This is a genomic window from Ruminococcus sp. 1001713B170207_170306_F1 (assembly GCF_015668065.1).
Classification (GTDB): Bacteria; Bacillota; Clostridia; order Lachnospirales; family Lachnospiraceae; genus Blautia_A; species Blautia_A faecis.
Genome location: NZ_JADPEX010000044.1, coordinates 1 through 18,683, shown reverse-complemented (window position 1 = coordinate 18,683; position 18,683 = coordinate 1). Strand labels below are relative to the sequence as shown.

Genomic DNA, 18,683 nt, shown 5'->3' with positions numbered 1-18,683 from the left:
ATCGTACAGATCCCATTAAAAGATGAAATTCCGGAGCGCCAGATCTGCCTGGTGTATGACAGCCAGCATCCTATGGGGGCTGCGGCAAGAGAATTAAAAAATACAATTCTGTTGATTACATAAAAGAAGCGAAAGAACTTGGTTTATTAAACGCGGCACCTATCCAAACACAAGTCAATTGATGAGTCGGGAACATTTTCCCAGCATTTCTGATGCTATTTTAATTCATTTGACACCTTTTCGCTAATTGTATGATAGATTTCCTTTGTCGCTGAATCATTTTCACCATTTACGACCAATATTTTTCCATCTATACTCATGACTACATATGAATGACAGGATGAATGGGTATACCTGATATAATCTCCATAAACATCATTTCTAAAATTTCCCATAGCATATCTAAGATTTCCTAAACCGTTGGTTCTATAATCATTCCGGTTCTGAGATGAATTTTCTTCATATGAGATACTGTCAATCTGCGCATAGTCCACTGTATAATCGCTCCAGCCTTGTGCCTCAATGGTAAAATCTTTATCCTCGAAACGAATCTCAATACTTCCCAAAAACAACGTCCATATACCGAATATAATGGTTAAAATGGCTATGATTCCGGATACTCCAATTGTTTTTTTGTTATACTGAATTTTTAATTTTTCTCCGGTCGCTATCTTTTTCTTATAAAATAGATAAGAATAGAGAATGCTGATGATTGCAGCTGCCATAATGCTTACGATATACAAAACAAGAGCAGCCATACTTTCCTCAAAAAGACCACAGAGCATACACAGAATACCTGATGCCATCCATAGTTTCCCACTGAATCTATGAGTTGCATTCCAGTTTTCCTCATCCTGCAATGTCCATATAACCCGGATTCCTATCGTATTATTCTGCTTTACCTTTGGCAGATAATTTCCTATAACCATGAATAGTAAGCCTGTTCCATAATACATGAATGCCATGAACAGGTTCTCCATGCCTGCTCCGGTATTTACCAATCTGGCAATGCCATTATAGAGCAATGTAATAACAGGTATCATCCATATAGTCATTCCTATAACTTTTGGACTCTGTTGTCGGCTTCTGTTATCATAAAATATGATTGCTACAAATATACAGTGCGTTACTACAAAAAATACATTTATCCATTTACCGTGTGTACTCGTAAAACCCACCAGGACTCCTGCAAGAATTACCAGTATAGAGCTAATTAATGAACCTCTATATTTTTTTATCATTTCCTTCATCGTTCGATGCTCCTTTCAAATCTGTGATCCACAACATGACATCTTCCAATACGGAAGTATTTAATTCATAATAAATAAACTTTCCTTCTCTTTGGTTTCGGATCAAATCAGCTTCCTTCAATATTGCCAGATGTCTTGATATGGATGCTCCCGTCACTGAAAAATGTTCGCATATTTCTCCAGCTGAAAGCCGCCCATTCTTCAATAAGTTCAAAATCTCACGTCGTGTTGGATCAGCCAGTGCTTTTAATGTATCCTGTATACCCAATAATTCATCACATCCTTTCATTTAACATTTAACCTAATTGTTAAACATATTATAATGCAAGGGATATTATGTGTCAAGAACCAGTTACTTCAAAATATGGTTGACATTTATATTCTACAGATGTAGAATATAAACAACTTCTACAAAAGTAGAAAATAATAAACAGGGAGAATGCACTATGAAGACAGGAACAGTAAAGTTAATGACACTTATCACTACGGCGGTATTGGGAACTTTTTCAGCAGGAACGGTTCTGGCAGCAGAAAATAATGACTTTTATACACAGCCGCCAGCAGATTCCGACTGGGAAAAGGCAGATACGGAAGGTACTTATGCCAGCTACACGAATGGAAGTGATTATGTAAACATTTACAAATATTCACTTGATGATGTCAATATAGCAATTGCAAAATGCAATGATACGTATGAAGCCTGCTATCAGACAGTTTATTCAGAGGGGAACAGTTTATATATGACGGTGGGATATGCAAAAGATGCAGATGATATCGGTGATGTCAGAAAATTCGTAGAATATATTTCCTATCCAGGAAATCCCTCCCTTACCAGACAGGCAGATGAAGATTCAACAGAGAATTCTGATCAGGAGGATACCGATACTTCCAATCCGGGAGGCAAGGGAGATTCAGATTCTTCCGATACAGAAGTGAATGCTTCCGCAGATAACAGTGATGGTTCAGATATTATTTCCACCTCACCACTGACATTAGTTGACAGTGATGGAAATACCATTGAGATTAATTACATTCTTCACAAAGATTATTCTTGTGAATATCGTGGAGATGATGGAATGAACTATACCGATAATGGGGATGAAACTTATACCGACGAAAATGGAAATACCTACTCAGCTCTGAATGATGACACTCATCATCTGGGACATACGTTGGAACAGCATGACCTTCAGGATGCAAACGGTAATACTGTGACGGTTACGGAAACTACAAATGGTGATTATTATTTCCAGGACGAAAATGGTACAGGATTTACGGACAACGGAGACGGGACATGGAGTGATGAAAATGGCAGCAGCTATACAGAAATAGACTGATAGTGGTCAGTAGCTGCAGGAATGGCAAGAGCATTTGCAAATTGTGCAAAAGCCCTTGCCATTTCCGTGAACCGTGGTAAAATAGAGTTATTCCTACATTTGTAGAAAATATGTAACAGGGGAGGTATGAAAAAGTGAAAAAAACTTACCAGAGACTTCCGGAATCAGAACTGGATATTATGCTCGTTCTTTGGAATAATACTCCGCCGATGACCAGACCGGAGATTGAGAAAGTGATCAATATGGAGAAAAAGCTTGCATCAACAACAATTTTGTCATTGCTGACCAGACTGGAGAACAAAAATTTCGTGGAAGTGACGAAACAGGGAAAAATGAATCTGTATACACCCCTGGTTTCGCAGTCAGATTATCAGGCACATGAAAGCCAGAGTGTTCTTGAGAAGCTTTATGGGAATTCACTAAAAAAGTTTGTAACTTCACTTTATCATGGAAAGAAAATCAGCTCGGAAGAAGTCCAGGATCTCAGTGAATTTCTTAAGAACCTGGAGGACAGGGAGGAATAGCAAATTATGGAGGTTTTCATTCTGCACATTCTGAAACTGAACATTATTGCAGCAGTAGTAATTTTACTGGTAAAAGTGCTTGCGACTCTGTTTAAAGGACGTGTATCAGCGAGATGGAAGTACTTTATCTGGCTGTTGATTACGATAAGCCTTTGTATTCCGGTGCGCCTTCCGGAGAATCTGGCACTGGTGGATTTCAAAGTACTTAGAAGCAGTCAACAGAATACGCAAAACCCGAAGATAACGGATTATGCAGTCAGACCAGAGGAAAGTCAGAAGATAACAGAAACCGTATCATCTGCGAGCAATGACATGAAAAATCTGACAGAAATTCCGGAACAAAAGAGAACTGTTAGGTACGAATCAGATAAATGGCTGGGAATTGTGGCTGTGATTTTTGTTGTTGTCTGGCCGAGCGTAGCGGTACTTAAACTGACAGGAGAATTGCTGGCATATTATTTTTCTATAAGGAATCTGGAACGGATGAGTCTACAGGTAAGTGATACGGTGAGTATTCAGATGTACCGTGCAGCGTGTCAAAAGAAGCACGTACGCAGAATACCGGAACTCAGGCAAAACGCAGGTCTTACCACACCGCTTCTTGCAGGACTTTTACATACAAAATTGTATCTACCAGCAACCGGGTATTCAGCAGAAGAAAGAAAACTTATCTTTTACCATGAACTTACACATTATTGCCATCGGGATCTCTGGTATAAGATGCTCCTTCGAATCTGTGCATCGATATACTGGTTCAATCCCTTTCTTCTTATCATGCTGAAAGAAGCGGATAAGGATATTGAGAATCTGTGTGATACAGCGGTTGTTCGCAGAGTTAATAAAAAGGAACATAAATTATATCGACAGCTGCTTCTCAGGACAGTGGCCATGGAAAATCAGATTCCATATGTGACAGCAAGTCTTAATGACAGCGAAATGGTGTTTAAAGATCGGATTCTGTATATGGTGAACATTCGGAAACTCCGCAAAGGAATTCTTCCGGGAATTCTTGTGACGCTGCTGCTTGCAGGCGGTAATCTGGTATTTAATGTCTCTGCCGGGACAGATACAGTTTCAGTAGAGACGGAGAAGTCTGGTATTGAAAAAAATGCAGATCCAGAGAAAAATAATGTACCGGATTATGCACCGTTTTCTGAAATGGTAACTATGCAGAAAGCTGCTGAAACACAGGACGAAGGAGGAGTGACAGAGAATACAGATACAGAGGATTCTGTAGACGAAGAGGAAAAAGCGGATGCGGAAACAAATGATGAACCTGCCATGGAAAACAGCGGACAGGTAAGTGAAACGACCGATGATGGAATTACCTCTGACAACAACGGGTCTGTTTCATCTTATGAAAATCTGCCAGCAGGCGTACCATATACCAGTGGATTCACTACTACTTCCGGTGTAGCATCAATTGTAGCACCGGGTGGAGGAGATGAAGAATCCAGAGTTCTTTACGATAACGGAGATGGGACCTATTCTGATGCTTATGGGAGCCGATACAGTTATCAGGGAGATGGAAACTGGGCAGATGCCAATGGAAATTCATATCGTACCTGGAATGACGAAGACTATAATTTCGGAACACAGCTGGAAAAGCATGAACTCAAGGGCAGCAGCGGCACCGTTAATGTAAAAGAGACTACAAACGGAGATTATTATTACTGTGATTCAGAAGGTGTAGGATACACAGATAATGGTGACGGAACCTGGACCGATGAGAACGGAAATCTTTATGAAGAGTAAATGAAAAGAAACGTTTTCCGGAAGCAAATAAGAGACTGGAAAACGTTTCTTTTCTTGTAAAATGTTATATGAGATATAAAAGCTATTTGGAAATATAATTATTTGATAAGAAAGACATTTTTATTTTACAACAAACAGATATTTTTATGATAAAATATTGGAAAAAATTTTGGACTGTAACAAAAGTTGTTGCAGTGTCTAAACTACATCAAATGGATACGGAGGAAGAAATGTGCGGAATCTGTGGATTTACAGGTTACAGACAGGATCAGAAGACAGTAATTGAAAGGATGATGAAAGCCATTGAGCATAGAGGCCCGGACAGTGAGGGCTCCTTTTGCAGGGAGAAGATTACGCTGGGCTTTCGAAGACTTAGTATTATTGATTTAGAAGATGGGCAGCAGCCTATGGAAAGTGCGGATGGAAATCTGCATATTGTTTTTAATGGAGAAATCTATGATTATAAAGAACTGCGGGCAGAACTTGAGACTTTCGGCATTTCTTTTTGCACCCATTCCGATACGGAAGTTCTGGTAAATACCCTTCAGCAGTATGGGGAGAAGGCACTGGATAAACTTAGGGGAATGTTTGGGTTTGCAGTATGGAATGAAAAAGAGCAGACTTTGATGCTTGCAAGGGATTTCTTTGGAATTAAGCCTGTGTACTATGCCGAAATAGATGGGCACTTTGTATTTGCTTCTGAAATTAAGAGTATCCTTGCATTTCCAGGCTATGAAAGGAAAGTAAATCAGAAGGCACTGGAGCAGTATTTGTCATTTCAATATTCTCCTCTGGAAGAGACCTTCTTTAAGGGAATTTATAAACTGATGCCTGGACATATGCTTTTATATAAAAACGGAAGCTATGAAATAAAGACTTATTTCAAACCAAAGCTTACACCAGGTCAGTGGAACCATAAGACGAATATGGCGCAGCTGCGGAGCCAGCTTTCCGAGATTTTAAAGGATTCAGTGAAGCATCATATGTTAAGTGATGTGGAAGTCGGCGCATTTTTATCAGGTGGAGTGGATTCCGGTTATCTGGCTTCTTCCTCCGGTGCAGATCAGGCATTTACAGTGGGATTTGATGAGGGAGATCGATATAGTGAAGTAAACAAAGCTGCCAAAGTGGCAAAAAAAGCAGGTTTGAAACACCATGTGAAAATCATATCCAAGCAGGAATTCTGGGATGTCCTTCCAGATGTGATGTATCATATGGATGAACCACTTGGGGATGCCTCCGCAGTTGCACTTTATTTTCTTTCCAAAGAGGCTGCCGGTCATGTTAAGGTAGTCCTTTCCGGGGAAGGTGCAGATGAACTTTTCGGTGGATACAATATTTATAGAGAACCGGAAGCATTAAAGAAAGTTGCCTGGATTCCATTCAGGCTTAGACGTGCTGTTAGAAAACTGGCCGCAAAGCTGCCAGATGTGAAAGGTCGGGATTTTCTTATCCGCGCGGGAATGAAAGTGGAAGAACGTTTCATTGGAAATGCATATATCTACCGTGAAAAAGAGAAAGCGCAGATTTTAAAAAATAAAGTAACAGGACCTTCCACGCAGGAATATTTAAGACCATTTTATGAAGAGCTTGAGGCAGAAAACAGAGGCGGACTTCAAGACATGGAAAAAATGCAGTCTGTAGATTTGAACTACTGGCTTCCTGGCGATATTTTGCAGAAAGCAGATAAAATGAGTATGGCACATTCCCTGGAAGTCAGGGTACCATTTCTGGATAAAGAAGTTTTTGACTTTGCAGCAAAGCTTCCGAAAGAAACTAAGATTGCAGCAGGTACAACCAAATATATTTTTCGTAAAGCTGTTTCAAAATTTCTTCCACAGGAAACCGATGAACGTAAGAAACTTGGTTTTCCCATTCCAATCCGTGTGTGGCTACGGCAGGATGACTGGTATCAGATGGTAACGGATTTATTTACCTCAAAAGCGGCAGAAGAATTTTTTCGTACAGAGGAACTGCTTCAGCTTCTGAAAGACCATAAAAATAAAAAGGCAGATAACAGCCGTAAAATCTGGACAGTTTTAACATTCCTTATCTGGTACGATAGATTTTTTGCTACATGTTCGAAGGGAGAGTTGGTTACAAGGCTGCAATAATAAAACTTCAATATATTCTTTTTTATATTCATAATAATGCACTAATTAGGTGTCTGGAAGAATTTAAGAAAAATAAATTTGTACCTGCAGAGGAAGCTGAGAAACAGATTGAACATCTTAATTTTCCACTATCTGGGGAAAAATTAGTAGATGCAATAAAGAAAGTCTTTTCTAATGAAGAAATGCGTGTCCAGACAATTGAATCTATGGAAGAAATATTCGAGGAAATGAAGGAATTTTCCTATATAACGAAAGGTACAGAAAACGACATATTTCTTCACGGTAAAGGCTCTGAAGAACAAATATATAATAATGATGGCAACTCAGTAGTTCAACAGCATAGAAAGTGGTTAATTGTTATGGCTGATTTTCCAAAAGTGTTTGTGGCTCAATTGAGGGATATGATATACCCCAAAAGCTATGTTCATAGACAAAAAGAAACATGCTGGTATATACTAAAGCAGATTTACTAGAACGTAACGGCAAAAGGAGAAAAAAAGCTATGAAGATTTCGTTTGCATCTTCAGTTATGGGATGTGAAAAACTAAAGGCGGGAACAGAGGCATTACTGGAAGAGATGAAGCAGATTCCGGAGAACCTGGAAGTAAGGGTTGAATTTAACGAGAATCCACAGCTCACTGCAAAACGGGTGGGAAACCGGGTTCAGATTACTTGTAAAGAATCAGCCCATTATTATAGGGGACTGAACCAGGTGCTGCATCATTTAGATACAGATACATATGAAAATCAGGAAACGGTATATTTTGAACGGAACGGATTTATGCTGGACTGCTCCAGAAATGCTGTGTTTACAGTAGAAAAAGTAAAATCTGTCATTCGGACACTTGCCAAAATGGGAATGAATGTACTGATGCTATATACAGAAGATACCTACGAAGTACCGGGAGAACCCTATTTCGGCAGCTACCGCGGACACTATACAAAAGCTGAAATCCAGGAGATGGATGCATACGCTTCCATGTTTGGAATCGAGCTGGTTCCCTGCATTCAGACACTGGCGCATCTGCATAATGCTCTGAAGTGGCCGGGTAAAAATGAAATTAAGGATTCCACGGATGTTCTGATCGTGGGAAAAGAAGAGACCTATGTATTTATTGAAAAACTCCTTCTGAGTGTAAAGGATTCTTTTACCACACGCCGTGTACATCTTGGCATGGATGAAGCTGTCCTTCTGGGACTTGGAAAATATCTGAGAGAAAACGGTTATGAGAAAGGCTCTGTTCTTGTCAGAGAGCATTGTAAACGTGTTCTTGCTATCTGCAAAAAGCTTGGTCTGGAGCCTATGATCTGGAGTGACATGTATATCACAGCCAATACAAACGGCGGCTATTACGAAGTGCCTGCTGATGCCGACTGTTCTTCTTGGGAAAAGCCGGAAAAGGGGCTTGGCCTGGTATATTGGGATTATTACCATGATGATGAGAAATCTTATGAAAAAATGCTGAACATTCACAAGCAGCTATCTAATGATGTGATCTTTGCAGGAGGATCCTGGATCTGGAATGGAATCGCCCCCAATTATTCCAAGACCTTTGCATGCACAAAGGCAGCTCTTCAGACCTGCAAGAAATACCAGATGAAAGAGGTATTTTGTACCGCATGGATGGATAATGGTGCAGAAACCCCGGTGGATGCAGTATGGCCGGGAGTGGCACTGTTTGCACATCTTGGATTCCATCTGGAATACGATGAAAAAGTATTGGAAGAAGAGTTTAAGGAGTGCGTAGGCGGAAATCTAAAAGATTTCATGGCTTTGGATGCTTTCGACTCGTTGTTCTTAAATGGAAAGGCGAATCAGGAAGCGCAGAATCCATCCAAATATCTTCTGTATCAGGATCCCCTGGCAGGGATTTTTGACCGGGAGGTGGTGATGAGCGGCGTTGACACAGGTGCCTACTATGAGAAATTAAAGGAGCAGATGGCAGCCTGCCAGGAGAATTCTTCTGCATATGCTGCATTATTTGCTTATTATGAAAAGTTAGCGGCAGTGCTGGCAGATAAGGCAGACCTTGGTGTCCGTATGAAAGCAGCCTATGATAAGAACCAGCTGCAGGATTTAAAGAAAATCTGCGAAAAAGAAATTCCGGAGACCATTCAGAATTTAGAAGAAATGAAGGTCTTAAGAGAAGACCTGTGGATGTCAGAGGCAAAGCCATTTGGCTACGAACTGATGAATGTGAAACTTGGAGCTGTGATCACCAGACTTAACAGTACCATCCGGAGAACAAAAAAGTATCTGGATGGAAGCATCCCATGCCTGGAGGAACTGGAAGAAACGCGACTTCCATACTTTGAGAAAAATGCGGACAAACGTGAAAACCGCTGGAGCCAGATCATTAGTGGAAGTGATCTGATTGATACCATCTAAAAAGCAGACAGCCCGATATTTTCGGGCTGTCTGTCATTGGATTAAGGAAAGATATGAGGCAGGAAATACAGTCATTTTTTGCAGCATATCTTTTTTTGTATCATTTTGTCTATATTTTAAAGAATCCTATTCATGTACAGGGGTTCATCAGTTGGTTATACTAATAAAAAGCGGATGTGATAGTTTATGCAGAAGAAAATCCGGCCGAATACCGGAATTCTCTTCTGGCATTAGCGGCAAACTTTATAATAGTTTGCGTAGAAATTCATCACATATAAGATATAAGCTTTTAAATTTTTCATTTCGTTCACCTCTTTTCTTAACTTACAAGTGCATTATAAATCACCTGAAAGCGGATTACGTGCCAAATGAAAAGAAAAAACAGACAAAATTTGCAGAGGAGAGAAATTATGTTTCCGGTTTATGAAGAGAAAAAAGAAAACCTGCATTTACATTCCCGCATTGCCAGACATGAATCCCCTCATCTGCACAATTCAGTTGAATTCATCTATCTTACAGAAGGATGCTTGGAGCTTGGAATGGGCCAGGAACTCTTTCACATGGAGGAAGGTGATTTTGCAGTCCTTTTTCCGGAAGTGATCCATCACTGCCAGGTCTTTTCAGGAGAGAATAATAAGGCATGCTATCTGTGGGCGCAGCCCATACTTTGCGGACAATTTACTTCTGTTATGCAGAAATACTGTCCGAAAAATCCTGTGATTAAAAAGCCGCAGATCCACCGGGATATTGTAAATGCAATTCGGTGCCTGAAGCTCGATAAAAAGGAGCAAAATCCTAACCTTGTTGTAGAACAGGCTTATGTGCAGATCCTTTTGGCCAGAAGTATCCCGGCATTTAACTTACAGGAAAAGAGCAGTGTGGAGAGCAATGATATCATTTATCAGACGGTCTCCTATATTGCAAAACATTTTAAAGAAGAAATGTCCCTGGAAAAGATGGCAAGAGATATGGGAGTAAGTAAATTTACACTTTCGCGTGTCTTTTCCGGAACTTTTCATAGAAATTTTAACCAATATTTAAATGAACAGAGATTAAACTATGTCTGTGTTCATTTAGAGTGTACTGACAAAAGCATTACGGACATTTCCATGGATGCAGGATTTGAAAGTCAGCGGACTTTTAACCGGGTTTTCAGAGAACGCTGCAAAATGACACCAAGAGAATACCGGAATCTGTACAGAGAAAAGTTTGTTCTGCAAAATGAAATCATATAGAAAAGAGAGGATAAAAATATGCTGAGTGAGAGTATTGCAAAACTGGTACAGTATGGAGTCGAGACGAAACTGATACCAGAATGTGAGAGAAATTACACAACAAATCTTCTGCTGGATGTATTTTACGAGGATGATTACACTGCACCGGAACAGGAATTTCAGAACATTGAACTTGAGAAGGTTCTGGATGAACTGTTAAAAGAGGCAATTGATCGGGGATTGATTGAAGACAGTGTTGTCTATAAAGACCTGTTTGATACCAGACTGATGAATTGCCTCATGCCACGACCTACAGAAGTACAGACAACGTTCTGGAAAAAATATGGGGAGAATCCAAAAGCAGCTTGTAGGCGGTTCTATTTTAAGCCATGACCATTTCCAGGGAGGACATTATACCTTCGCAATGGCTAAGGCACCGATTGAAAAGCATGTGACCATTCCTGGATTTGAGAATGTGGAAGCGGGAATTGTAAAGTGGCCGTTATCAGTGCTCCGTATCCGTCATAAAAATCCAGAACGGTTGATTGACCTTGCAACACATGTGCTGCAGGCATGGAGAGGCTATACAGATGAAGCAGCCTTTGTATTTGCCAATACGGACGGAGAGCCACATAATACCATAACCCCAATTGCCCATAAAGTGGAAGATGTATACGAGCTGGATCTGACACTTCGCAATAATATTACGACGAAAGAACATCCACTTGGTGTATATCATCCACATGCACAGTACCATCATATTAAAAAGGAAAATATCGGACTGATCGAGGTAATGGGGTTTGCAGTTCTTCCGGCCAGATTAAAAGAAGAGCTGGAGCTTTTAGAGGAATACATTTTATCTGGAAAAGATATTTCTTCAAATGAAAAATAACAAAGCATGAGGACTGGGTGAAAGAATTGCTGGAAAAATATCCGGATATTAATGCAGAGAACATTCATGCAATTCTTCAAAAAGAAGTAGGACTGGTGTTTGTTCATGTGCTGGAAGATGCCGGAGTTTATAAATGCACACCAAAAGGAAGAGAAGATTTTATGCGTTTTGTGGACAGTTTATAAGACGTGCTTTGACCGTGATTATAATGAATGCTGTAGTATGAAGTACAAAACTACAGAACAAGAAAATATTTTATAACAGCAGTTGCAGCCGGTATCTCATGATATATAAAATGAGAATATCGGCTGCTTTTCATTATTTATTTTTACCCCCAAAAGTTAATCTACTGAAAACCAAAATTGTAATTTGGTTCTCAATTGAAAAAAATTAAATTTTTCTGTTACCATCCACTATTTTTTACGATATATAATATGAATGGAAATATTTTTATTCAAAAAGGCGCCTTATCTGTTGCTGGTCAGATTATGGACAGTGACTTTTATCTTAAAGAAACCCGGAGGACAACCTGTAAATGAATGATGATGAAATTATAAACCTGTTTTTGAAAAGAGATGAGAATGGAATTATAGAATTAAGTACTAAGTATCATCCCTATTGCTACAAGATTGCCTGGAATTTATTGGCAAATAGAGAAGATGCCGAGGAATGTCTGAATGATACCTGGTTTTCAGTATGGTCACAGATTCCTCCTACGCATCCTCCTGTATTGGCACACTTTTGCGGTCGGATTACAAGAAATCTTAGTATCGACCGTTTAAGGAAAAAGTTTGCAGGCAAGCGCCCGGATGTTCATGTGGCAGATGTTATAGAGGAAATGGATCAGCTAAATGTAACTTATACCGTGGAAGAACAGCTGGCGGAAAAAGAACTGATGGAAACCATAAATCGTTTTTTGGAAGAAATGTCTCCAAAGGACAGAAATATTTTTGTACGAAGATACTGGTTTTTAGATCCTATTTCTGCAATCTCCAAAAGGCATCATATGTCAGCGGGAAGCGTGAAAATGAATTTATACAGAAACCGGAAAAAGCTGTTGAAACTGTTGGAAAAAGAAGGAGAACGCATATGAAAAAGTTTGATTTTTCAAAAGAATTTGGTAATATTGATCCGAAATATATAGAGGAAGCAGAGCGGGAATGGAGTGACAAAAAGGAAAACTGGAGACCAAAAGGGTGGAGCAAAGCAGCAGCTGCCTGTGTGATCGTCACCTTGGGTTCTGTTATCTTTTCTAATCCGCATATCCAGGCTGCAATAAAAAATATTACATTGTCCATAGGAGAAACCCTTGGTTTCCCCAAAAGCATTGAATCTTATACGGAAGTGTTGAATACCTCTAAGGAAGACAAAGGAATTACTGTAACATTAAAAGAAGTTGTTCTGGATAATGGGGTTCTGTTAACAAAGGTGCATGCAGAAAAAACATCTTCCGGGCAAAAGGGCACGGATGATGTCCAAGATGCCTGGACCTTTGCCAATACACAGCTTGACATTGATTATCAGAAAACTACAATAAATGGACAGAAAATTGAAGAATACGAAAGCGGACACTATCTGCCGTATTCGGATGAGGATTTACTAAATACCGGACTGGATGAAAATGTCTATGATGCTGTTCTGGAATCCCGCTTTTCCCTTGATGAGGATTTGGGAGAAAATCCGGAAGTACATTTGGTACTTGGTGCTTATCAAAATGAAAATCTTGGCGAAGATTATTTTGCAGAATTTGAGTTTGATTTTTCTATTCCTCATGCGGAGCTTATGAAACAGACAGTTCATAAAAAGCTAGAAGATATTTCTATTAAAACAGAAGAAGGAACCGTGAAATTAACAGACTTTTCCATGAATAAACTGCAAAGTATAATTGCGGCAGAAATTCCGGAAGAACTTGAGGAAAAGCTGTATAAAGGTAATGAGATGATGCTTATGGGGACAGACAGTAAAGGAAATCAGGTACAGTATGAACTGCGCAGTAATTCAGCAGATGGTAAATCTCAATGGAGTTTTAAAACCAGTTTCTGGGGCATGTATCAGCTGGATTCTGACGGTCCGGTTCTTTTACTCCCGGATATTGACAGCGATTATCTGGAATTACAGCTTTATACCAGAGAGCCTTATATGGCTGCTGCAGACACTATCTGGGTTGATGACGATTTTGTAGAAATTGGTGAGACTACAGAAGAAGTGAAAGAAGTTCCAGAGGATACTTTTGAGGGAGAAAATCCGTCAGATGCAGAGGAGCAGGTTGAAACTCAAATTATCGGAGGGGCAGATGCTCCCACAGAAGTAAGGCTTCAAGACGATACAGACCAGAAAGAAAATACCGACGCAGCAAATAAAACGGATGAAGATTATGGAACCGAAGAAAGCGCATATGATGGAACTACAGGTGAAATCACTGCAGAATCTGACTGGACACCTGTCGGTGAAAAAATAAGGATTCAGATTAAGTAGAGAAACGTGAATCTGTTTCCCAAAATCCCATGTCAAAGAAGCTTTGCATACCTATTTTTTCGCTGTAAAAGGTAAATTGCTTTTCATTCGGCAGAATATTTTATATAATCCAGGTGAGAAGCAAAACCGATTGGAAGAACAGGAGCAGAGCAATATGAACATTGGAACGCAGATATTAAAAATACGAAAAGAAAAGGCGCTGACCCAGGAGGAATTTGGAAAAATATTTCATGTTACCAGACAGACTGTGTCTAATTGGGAGAATGAAAAGAGCTATCCGGATCTGCAGATTCTCATAGACATCAAATGCCGTTCTGGAAGTCATGGAGTTTATACCTCCAAGGTCGAAGATCTGCATGAAGATTATCTTCGTCCTCAGGAAAACGGAAGCCATACAGACTGCGATTATGTGTGCGTGAGCAATGATAAAATGACGTTGTCAGCTGCTGGAAAAAAAACGATTGCATTTAATGCTTCTGAATACACTCAGGAGGAACTGACAAATAAAAAGCACGGCTATGAACTTGAAAAATGTGGAAGCACTGTACTTTGTATTGATTATTCCCAGAATGGTATCGGTTCTAACAGCTGTGGACCGGTACTTTCCGAGAAATATCAGTTAAATGAAGAAAAATTCACATTTGATGTGAAACTGGTTCTGCATAATAGATAATTAACAAGATTTAAACATGACAGGCATGTCTCTAAACAGGGATGTGCCTGCTGCTTTTATGCACAATTTTATAGAAAAACAGACGAAATATAATAAAAATCGCATTTTGTGCATGCTTTGTAAAAATTAATTCATATGATTTTTGAATGGCAAGTTTTATAATTGGATAAATAAAGCCTATAAATGTATCAGATTAAAAGAGGGTAGGGAAAATGTATAAAGTATTGTTTATAATGCACTTTTAAAACAGTATCGTGATAATGGTGTAATCTCACAGTATTTGACTGCAATGGTCCATATCTTGCTACCAAGAAGGTTGGTAAGAACACCCAAAAGGCAGAACAGATTGAGCAGGATAATAAACTGCGGATGGACTGGAACAGAGAGGTTGACAGGGCTGTCATAAGTGAGGTTCCCATAGAGGATATTTTACAGATAAAGAGGGAACATATCACAGAGCCAGTAAAGAGATCGATTGAGCGATACGGCAATAAGCCCGAAATGCTCTCGCTTATCCTGAATATGGCAATAGCAGAGCTGGTACTGCTTATCACAAAGGTGCTTGAGGCTATAAAAGGCATTCACAGCAGGCAGCAGTGTGAAAATACTCACGAAGATAAAAACAAAGCCCAAAAGCAGGACAACGGAATACTTACAGCAGATGTGTTACCGCCAGAGCCTGTTATGATACCGGAAGCAGCCGCTTATCCGAAGTTAAAAAAGATAAAGACAGAACTGGACAGCCAGAATGCCATTATCTTTGAAGCTGAGAAACTAAGAGGCAGTCTTGAAATCGAAATGTCAAACTTAAAGGGACTGGCGAAGCTCATCAGAAAAGGCGATTTGCAGAGAAAGATTGACGAAAAGACGGATTATATCAACCGATTAAAGGCAGGACTCTCAAACATGGTTCGTAATAGCGGTTTTGAAAACATGAACGAGTTCCTGCTGACATTCAGAGAATGCAGGAATGCTTATACGGATTATCAGAGACAATACGAAATCTGGAAGAATGCCTGCAGAAAACCGGATACACCTACGCATAAGGATGAAAAACTGTCGGATAAACTTGCAAGACTACAAAGGGAAGCCGCTGAAAACCAGAACAGTATCAGCAGGCAGACAAATGACAGAGGGGTAAGATAATATGCTCTTTGTTTTATATTCTTTTGACGGAATTACGATAGAATATTGGAACTTAACATGATATAATAATAGAAAATTTTTAGAAAGAAGTGAGAACGATATGAAAATTATCCGAGGTAACTACTCAGTACAGTTGATGTAAACTGTTGGCAGATTGTGCTGAGGTTAAAAGAAACTTGCCAGTAGTCGTTGACTGTACTGCTCTGATGCTTGAAATACAATATGTAAAGGAGTACAGTTATGCGTTATATAAAAGAAATATTAAAGAAAAACAGCATATGGGTATTGGTCTACATTGGACTAGGTATATTTAATTCATTTGTGGCTAATTACAAGGTTGACTATTTCCAAAAGGTTATTGATGGATTGGCTGATAGAACACTTGCATTTGCAGGAGTTGCAACATATGGCTTTATTTTGCTGGTAAATTACGGTATGAATTATCTGGATAATTACCCTGAAAAGAAGTTGGAACATGGTATTTATCTGGATTTTAAGCTTTTGTCACTTAGAAAAATAAGTACAATCGATTATACGGAATATCAGAAAATAGGTACGGGCAAACTTGTTCAAAGGATTGAGAATGGTTCAGCAGCAGGAAGAAATGTATTATTCAATTTCTGGTTGTGTTTGATTCGTGACTTACTTCCTACCATTGGTTTTAGTATATACTTTATTTGGGAAATAGATGAAAAAGTCACTTATGTACTGTTTGTAGGCTATACGGTTATTTTTATAATAACCAACATTCTATTGAAGTTTCTTTATAAAATAAAAGAAAAGATTTTGAATAGTGAAGAACTATTAAATCACTATTTGGTCAGAGGCTATATGGAAATGTTGGTATTTCGTATGAGTAAACAGTTCCCGAGTGAAATAAAGAAGACTTGTAATGCAAAAGAGGATATTGTTTCATCAAAAGTAAAAATGAATATGATTCATGAAGCATTCTTCACAATATTTGCACTACTTGTGGCAATGTTAGATATTGGTATTCTTTTTTATGCATGGAAAACGAAAAACCTTACAGTAGGTTCTGTGGTTGCACTAATTGCACTGATTGAAAATGCTTATACGCCAATTGCCATTTTTAATGTACTTTATGTCCAATATAAATTAGACAAGGCGTCATATAAGAGATTTGAGGAATTTTTAGGCTTAAAAGACGATGTTCAATTAAGAAACGGTAACGCAATAAATACAAATGTTGGAAAAATTGCAATAAGAAATTTATCATTCCAATATGAGGAACGGAAAATTATAGATAGCTTGAGCCTGTCAATACAAAAGGGAGAAAAAATAGCTTTTGTAGGAGAAAGTGGTTCCGGAAAATCGACCTTGATTAGGATATTATTAGGGTTGCTAAAATATAATCAAGGAGAAGTTCGCTTAGGAGACATGGAGTTAAAAGAAATTTGTCTTAATAATCTGTATGATAGAGTTAGTTATCTATCACAGGATGCCCCTGTTTTTGACGGAACAATAAAAGAAAATCTGGTATTTGAGAAACAAGTGTCAGAAGAACAAATGCTGGAGGCATTGAGTGAAGTGCAACTATCTCATTTAGTTGAAAATCTTGCGGAAGGTTTAAATACTGAAATTGGTGAGAAAGGTACTTGTTTATCGGGTGGAGAAAAACAAAGACTTGCATTAGCTCGCTTGTGGTTTGAAGACTCCGAACTTGTCATTTTGGATGAAGCAACATCTGCAATGGATAATTTAACAGAAGAAAATGTAATGAAATCAGTTATGCAAAAAATGAAAGATAAAACTGTCATTGCCATTGCACATAGATTAAATTCCATTGTAGGTTTTGACAGAATTATTCTCTTTAAAGAAGGGAGGATTGTTGGACAAGGTCCTTTTGAAGAACTACTACATACAGATTCTTATTTTATGGACTTGTATAATGCGAATGTGAAATAATTGTTTTTTTAGGTTGAAACTTGTAAAAATACAAAGGGACTGTTGCTCTTGCACTTTTTTAATTGTTAGAGGAGCAGTCCCTTAGTGTACTTAAAGTTCAATAGAGTCTTCTGTGTCTACCCATATCTGCATAGTTCCATCCAGATATAGTTTTGCATATTCAAGAGGTTCATCAATAGCAAGAGCATTTAATGCACACTGAGAGCATGGTGTAGTTTTAATACCATCTTCAGCCTTATCGCAGTCAATACGAAGCATACAACCAGCATGGGTGTAGATGTCTATGCTGTTCCGGTACATATTGTATTCTGCAAATACTGTTCTCATCGTATCCTATCTCCTTGTCATTCAATCAATCATTAGTTACAAAAATCAGAAGCATTTCAATCAGTCCACCATGTCACTTTTATTTTGTGTTATACTGTTTTATATGATTTTCTTGCCCTTGTATTTGCCCTTATCAGAGTTCGTAAACATTGACGGGACGATATAACACAAGGGAAACAATAAGGGAAAGCTCACCTGCGATAAACCCAGTGTTTTCAAGGGCTTGCGGAGAATTTAATAACAAAATATAACAGCTATTAAATCTCTTAAAACAGGTGAAATCTCAATCGGAAGTTGTAGTAAAGGAGCTTACAATGGGGTTTTGGATTTTTATGTTGATTATGGATTTGCTTCTTCCATTTACGATGATTGGTTTTGGAAGATATTTTATGAAAAAGGCTCCAAAGGAAATAAATTCAGTATTTGGATATCGGACTTCGATGTCTATGAAGAACAAAGACACATGGGAATTTGCTCATAAATATTGTGGTAAAGTCTGGTATGTCTGTGGAATGGTTATGTTGCCGATAACAGTAATATTCATGCTTTTAGTGATTGGAAAAAATGAAGATTGTGTTGGGAGTATAGGAGCTTCCTGTATAATAAAAAACGTAGATGTTGAAAATTGAAAATACCTCAGAGTACAATAAGACTACTGACT

At 38.7% G+C, this 18,683-nt stretch carries 16 protein-coding genes and 1 pseudogene; 14 read left to right on the top strand and 3 right to left on the bottom strand.

All coding sequences use genetic code 11. The annotated features are described in order from the left end of the window. Positions 1-215: 215 nt before the first annotated feature. Positions 216-1,250 (bottom strand): SdpI family protein, encoded by a 1,035-nt coding sequence (locus I4V84_RS18770; RefSeq protein ID WP_187566655.1) that lies wholly within the window; start codon positions 1,248-1,250, stop codon positions 216-218. Continuing rightward, positions 1,225-1,518, bottom strand: a complete 294-nt coding sequence (locus I4V84_RS18765) for an autorepressor SdpR family transcription factor (RefSeq protein ID WP_195993142.1) — start codon at positions 1,516-1,518, stop codon at positions 1,225-1,227. The genes I4V84_RS18770 and I4V84_RS18765 overlap by 26 nt, the downstream gene beginning before the upstream one ends. A 178-nt stretch (positions 1,519-1,696) precedes the next feature. Between I4V84_RS18765 and I4V84_RS18760 the strand changes: the two genes are divergently transcribed. The 13 genes and pseudogenes from I4V84_RS18760 (at position 1,697) to I4V84_RS18700 (ending at position 17,695) form a co-directional block, all read left to right on the top strand. Then, the gene (locus I4V84_RS18760) at positions 1,697-2,587 is read left to right on the top strand and encodes a hypothetical protein (protein WP_195993141.1); all 891 of its coding nucleotides are present in this window, start codon (positions 1,697-1,699) and stop codon (positions 2,585-2,587) included. Between the two features lie 134 nt (positions 2,588-2,721). Beyond that, positions 2,722-3,111: a BlaI/MecI/CopY family transcriptional regulator gene (locus I4V84_RS18755; RefSeq protein ID WP_195993140.1), complete on the top strand. Its 390-nt coding sequence runs from the start codon at positions 2,722-2,724 to the stop codon at positions 3,109-3,111. Positions 3,112-3,117: 6 nt separating this feature from the next. Continuing rightward, the gene (locus tag I4V84_RS18750) at positions 3,118-4,866 is read left to right on the top strand and encodes a M56 family metallopeptidase (protein WP_195993139.1); all 1,749 of its coding nucleotides are present in this window, start codon (positions 3,118-3,120) and stop codon (positions 4,864-4,866) included. A gap of 194 nt (positions 4,867-5,060) precedes the next feature. Next, positions 5,061-6,980, top strand: coding sequence for an asparagine synthase (glutamine-hydrolyzing) (asnB, locus tag I4V84_RS18745; RefSeq protein WP_334286191.1), 1,920 nt, complete (start codon positions 5,061-5,063; stop codon positions 6,978-6,980). Next, positions 6,944-7,453, top strand: coding sequence for a caspase family protein (locus I4V84_RS18740; RefSeq protein ID WP_195993137.1), 510 nt, complete (start codon positions 6,944-6,946; stop codon positions 7,451-7,453). Before asnB ends, I4V84_RS18740 begins: the two co-directional genes overlap by 37 nt. Before the next feature lie 29 nt (positions 7,454-7,482). After that, positions 7,483-9,369: a beta-N-acetylhexosaminidase gene (locus I4V84_RS18735; protein WP_195993136.1), complete on the top strand. Its 1,887-nt coding sequence runs from the start codon at positions 7,483-7,485 to the stop codon at positions 9,367-9,369. Between the two features lie 410 nt (positions 9,370-9,779). Then, positions 9,780-10,604: an AraC family transcriptional regulator gene (locus I4V84_RS18730; protein WP_195993135.1), complete on the top strand. Its 825-nt coding sequence runs from the start codon at positions 9,780-9,782 to the stop codon at positions 10,602-10,604. 18 nt (positions 10,605-10,622) lie between these two features. Next, positions 10,623-11,660: pseudogene (locus I4V84_RS18725) on the top strand (hypothetical protein). Positions 11,661-12,010: 350 nt separating this feature from the next. Continuing rightward, positions 12,011-12,568, top strand: a complete 558-nt coding sequence (locus I4V84_RS18720) for a sigma-70 family RNA polymerase sigma factor (RefSeq protein WP_195993134.1) — start codon at positions 12,011-12,013, stop codon at positions 12,566-12,568. Continuing rightward, positions 12,565-13,950 (top strand): DUF4179 domain-containing protein, encoded by a 1,386-nt coding sequence (locus tag I4V84_RS18715; RefSeq protein ID WP_195993133.1) that lies wholly within the window; start codon positions 12,565-12,567, stop codon positions 13,948-13,950. Before I4V84_RS18720 ends, I4V84_RS18715 begins: the two co-directional genes overlap by 4 nt. 154 nt (positions 13,951-14,104) lie before the next feature. Then, complete coding sequence (locus I4V84_RS18710; protein WP_195700429.1) at positions 14,105-14,623, top strand: helix-turn-helix domain-containing protein; 519 nt, start codon at positions 14,105-14,107, stop codon at positions 14,621-14,623. 369 nt (positions 14,624-14,992) lie between these two features. After that, the gene (locus I4V84_RS18705) at positions 14,993-15,769 is read left to right on the top strand and encodes a hypothetical protein (protein ID WP_195993132.1); all 777 of its coding nucleotides are present in this window, start codon (positions 14,993-14,995) and stop codon (positions 15,767-15,769) included. Positions 15,770-16,009: 240 nt separating this feature from the next. After that, the gene (locus I4V84_RS18700) at positions 16,010-17,695 is read left to right on the top strand and encodes an ABC transporter ATP-binding protein (protein WP_195993131.1); all 1,686 of its coding nucleotides are present in this window, start codon (positions 16,010-16,012) and stop codon (positions 17,693-17,695) included. Between the two features lie 90 nt (positions 17,696-17,785). On the opposite strand, the gene I4V84_RS18695 is transcribed toward I4V84_RS18700, so the two are convergent. Continuing rightward, positions 17,786-18,022 (bottom strand): DUF6061 family protein, encoded by a 237-nt coding sequence (locus I4V84_RS18695; protein ID WP_187566623.1) that lies wholly within the window; start codon positions 18,020-18,022, stop codon positions 17,786-17,788. A 314-nt stretch (positions 18,023-18,336) separates the two neighbouring features. On the opposite strand from I4V84_RS18695, the gene I4V84_RS18690 reads away from it, so the two are divergent. Beyond that, positions 18,337-18,651, top strand: a complete 315-nt coding sequence (locus I4V84_RS18690) for an SdpI family protein (protein ID WP_243284149.1) — start codon at positions 18,337-18,339, stop codon at positions 18,649-18,651. Positions 18,652-18,683 lie beyond the last annotated feature (32 nt).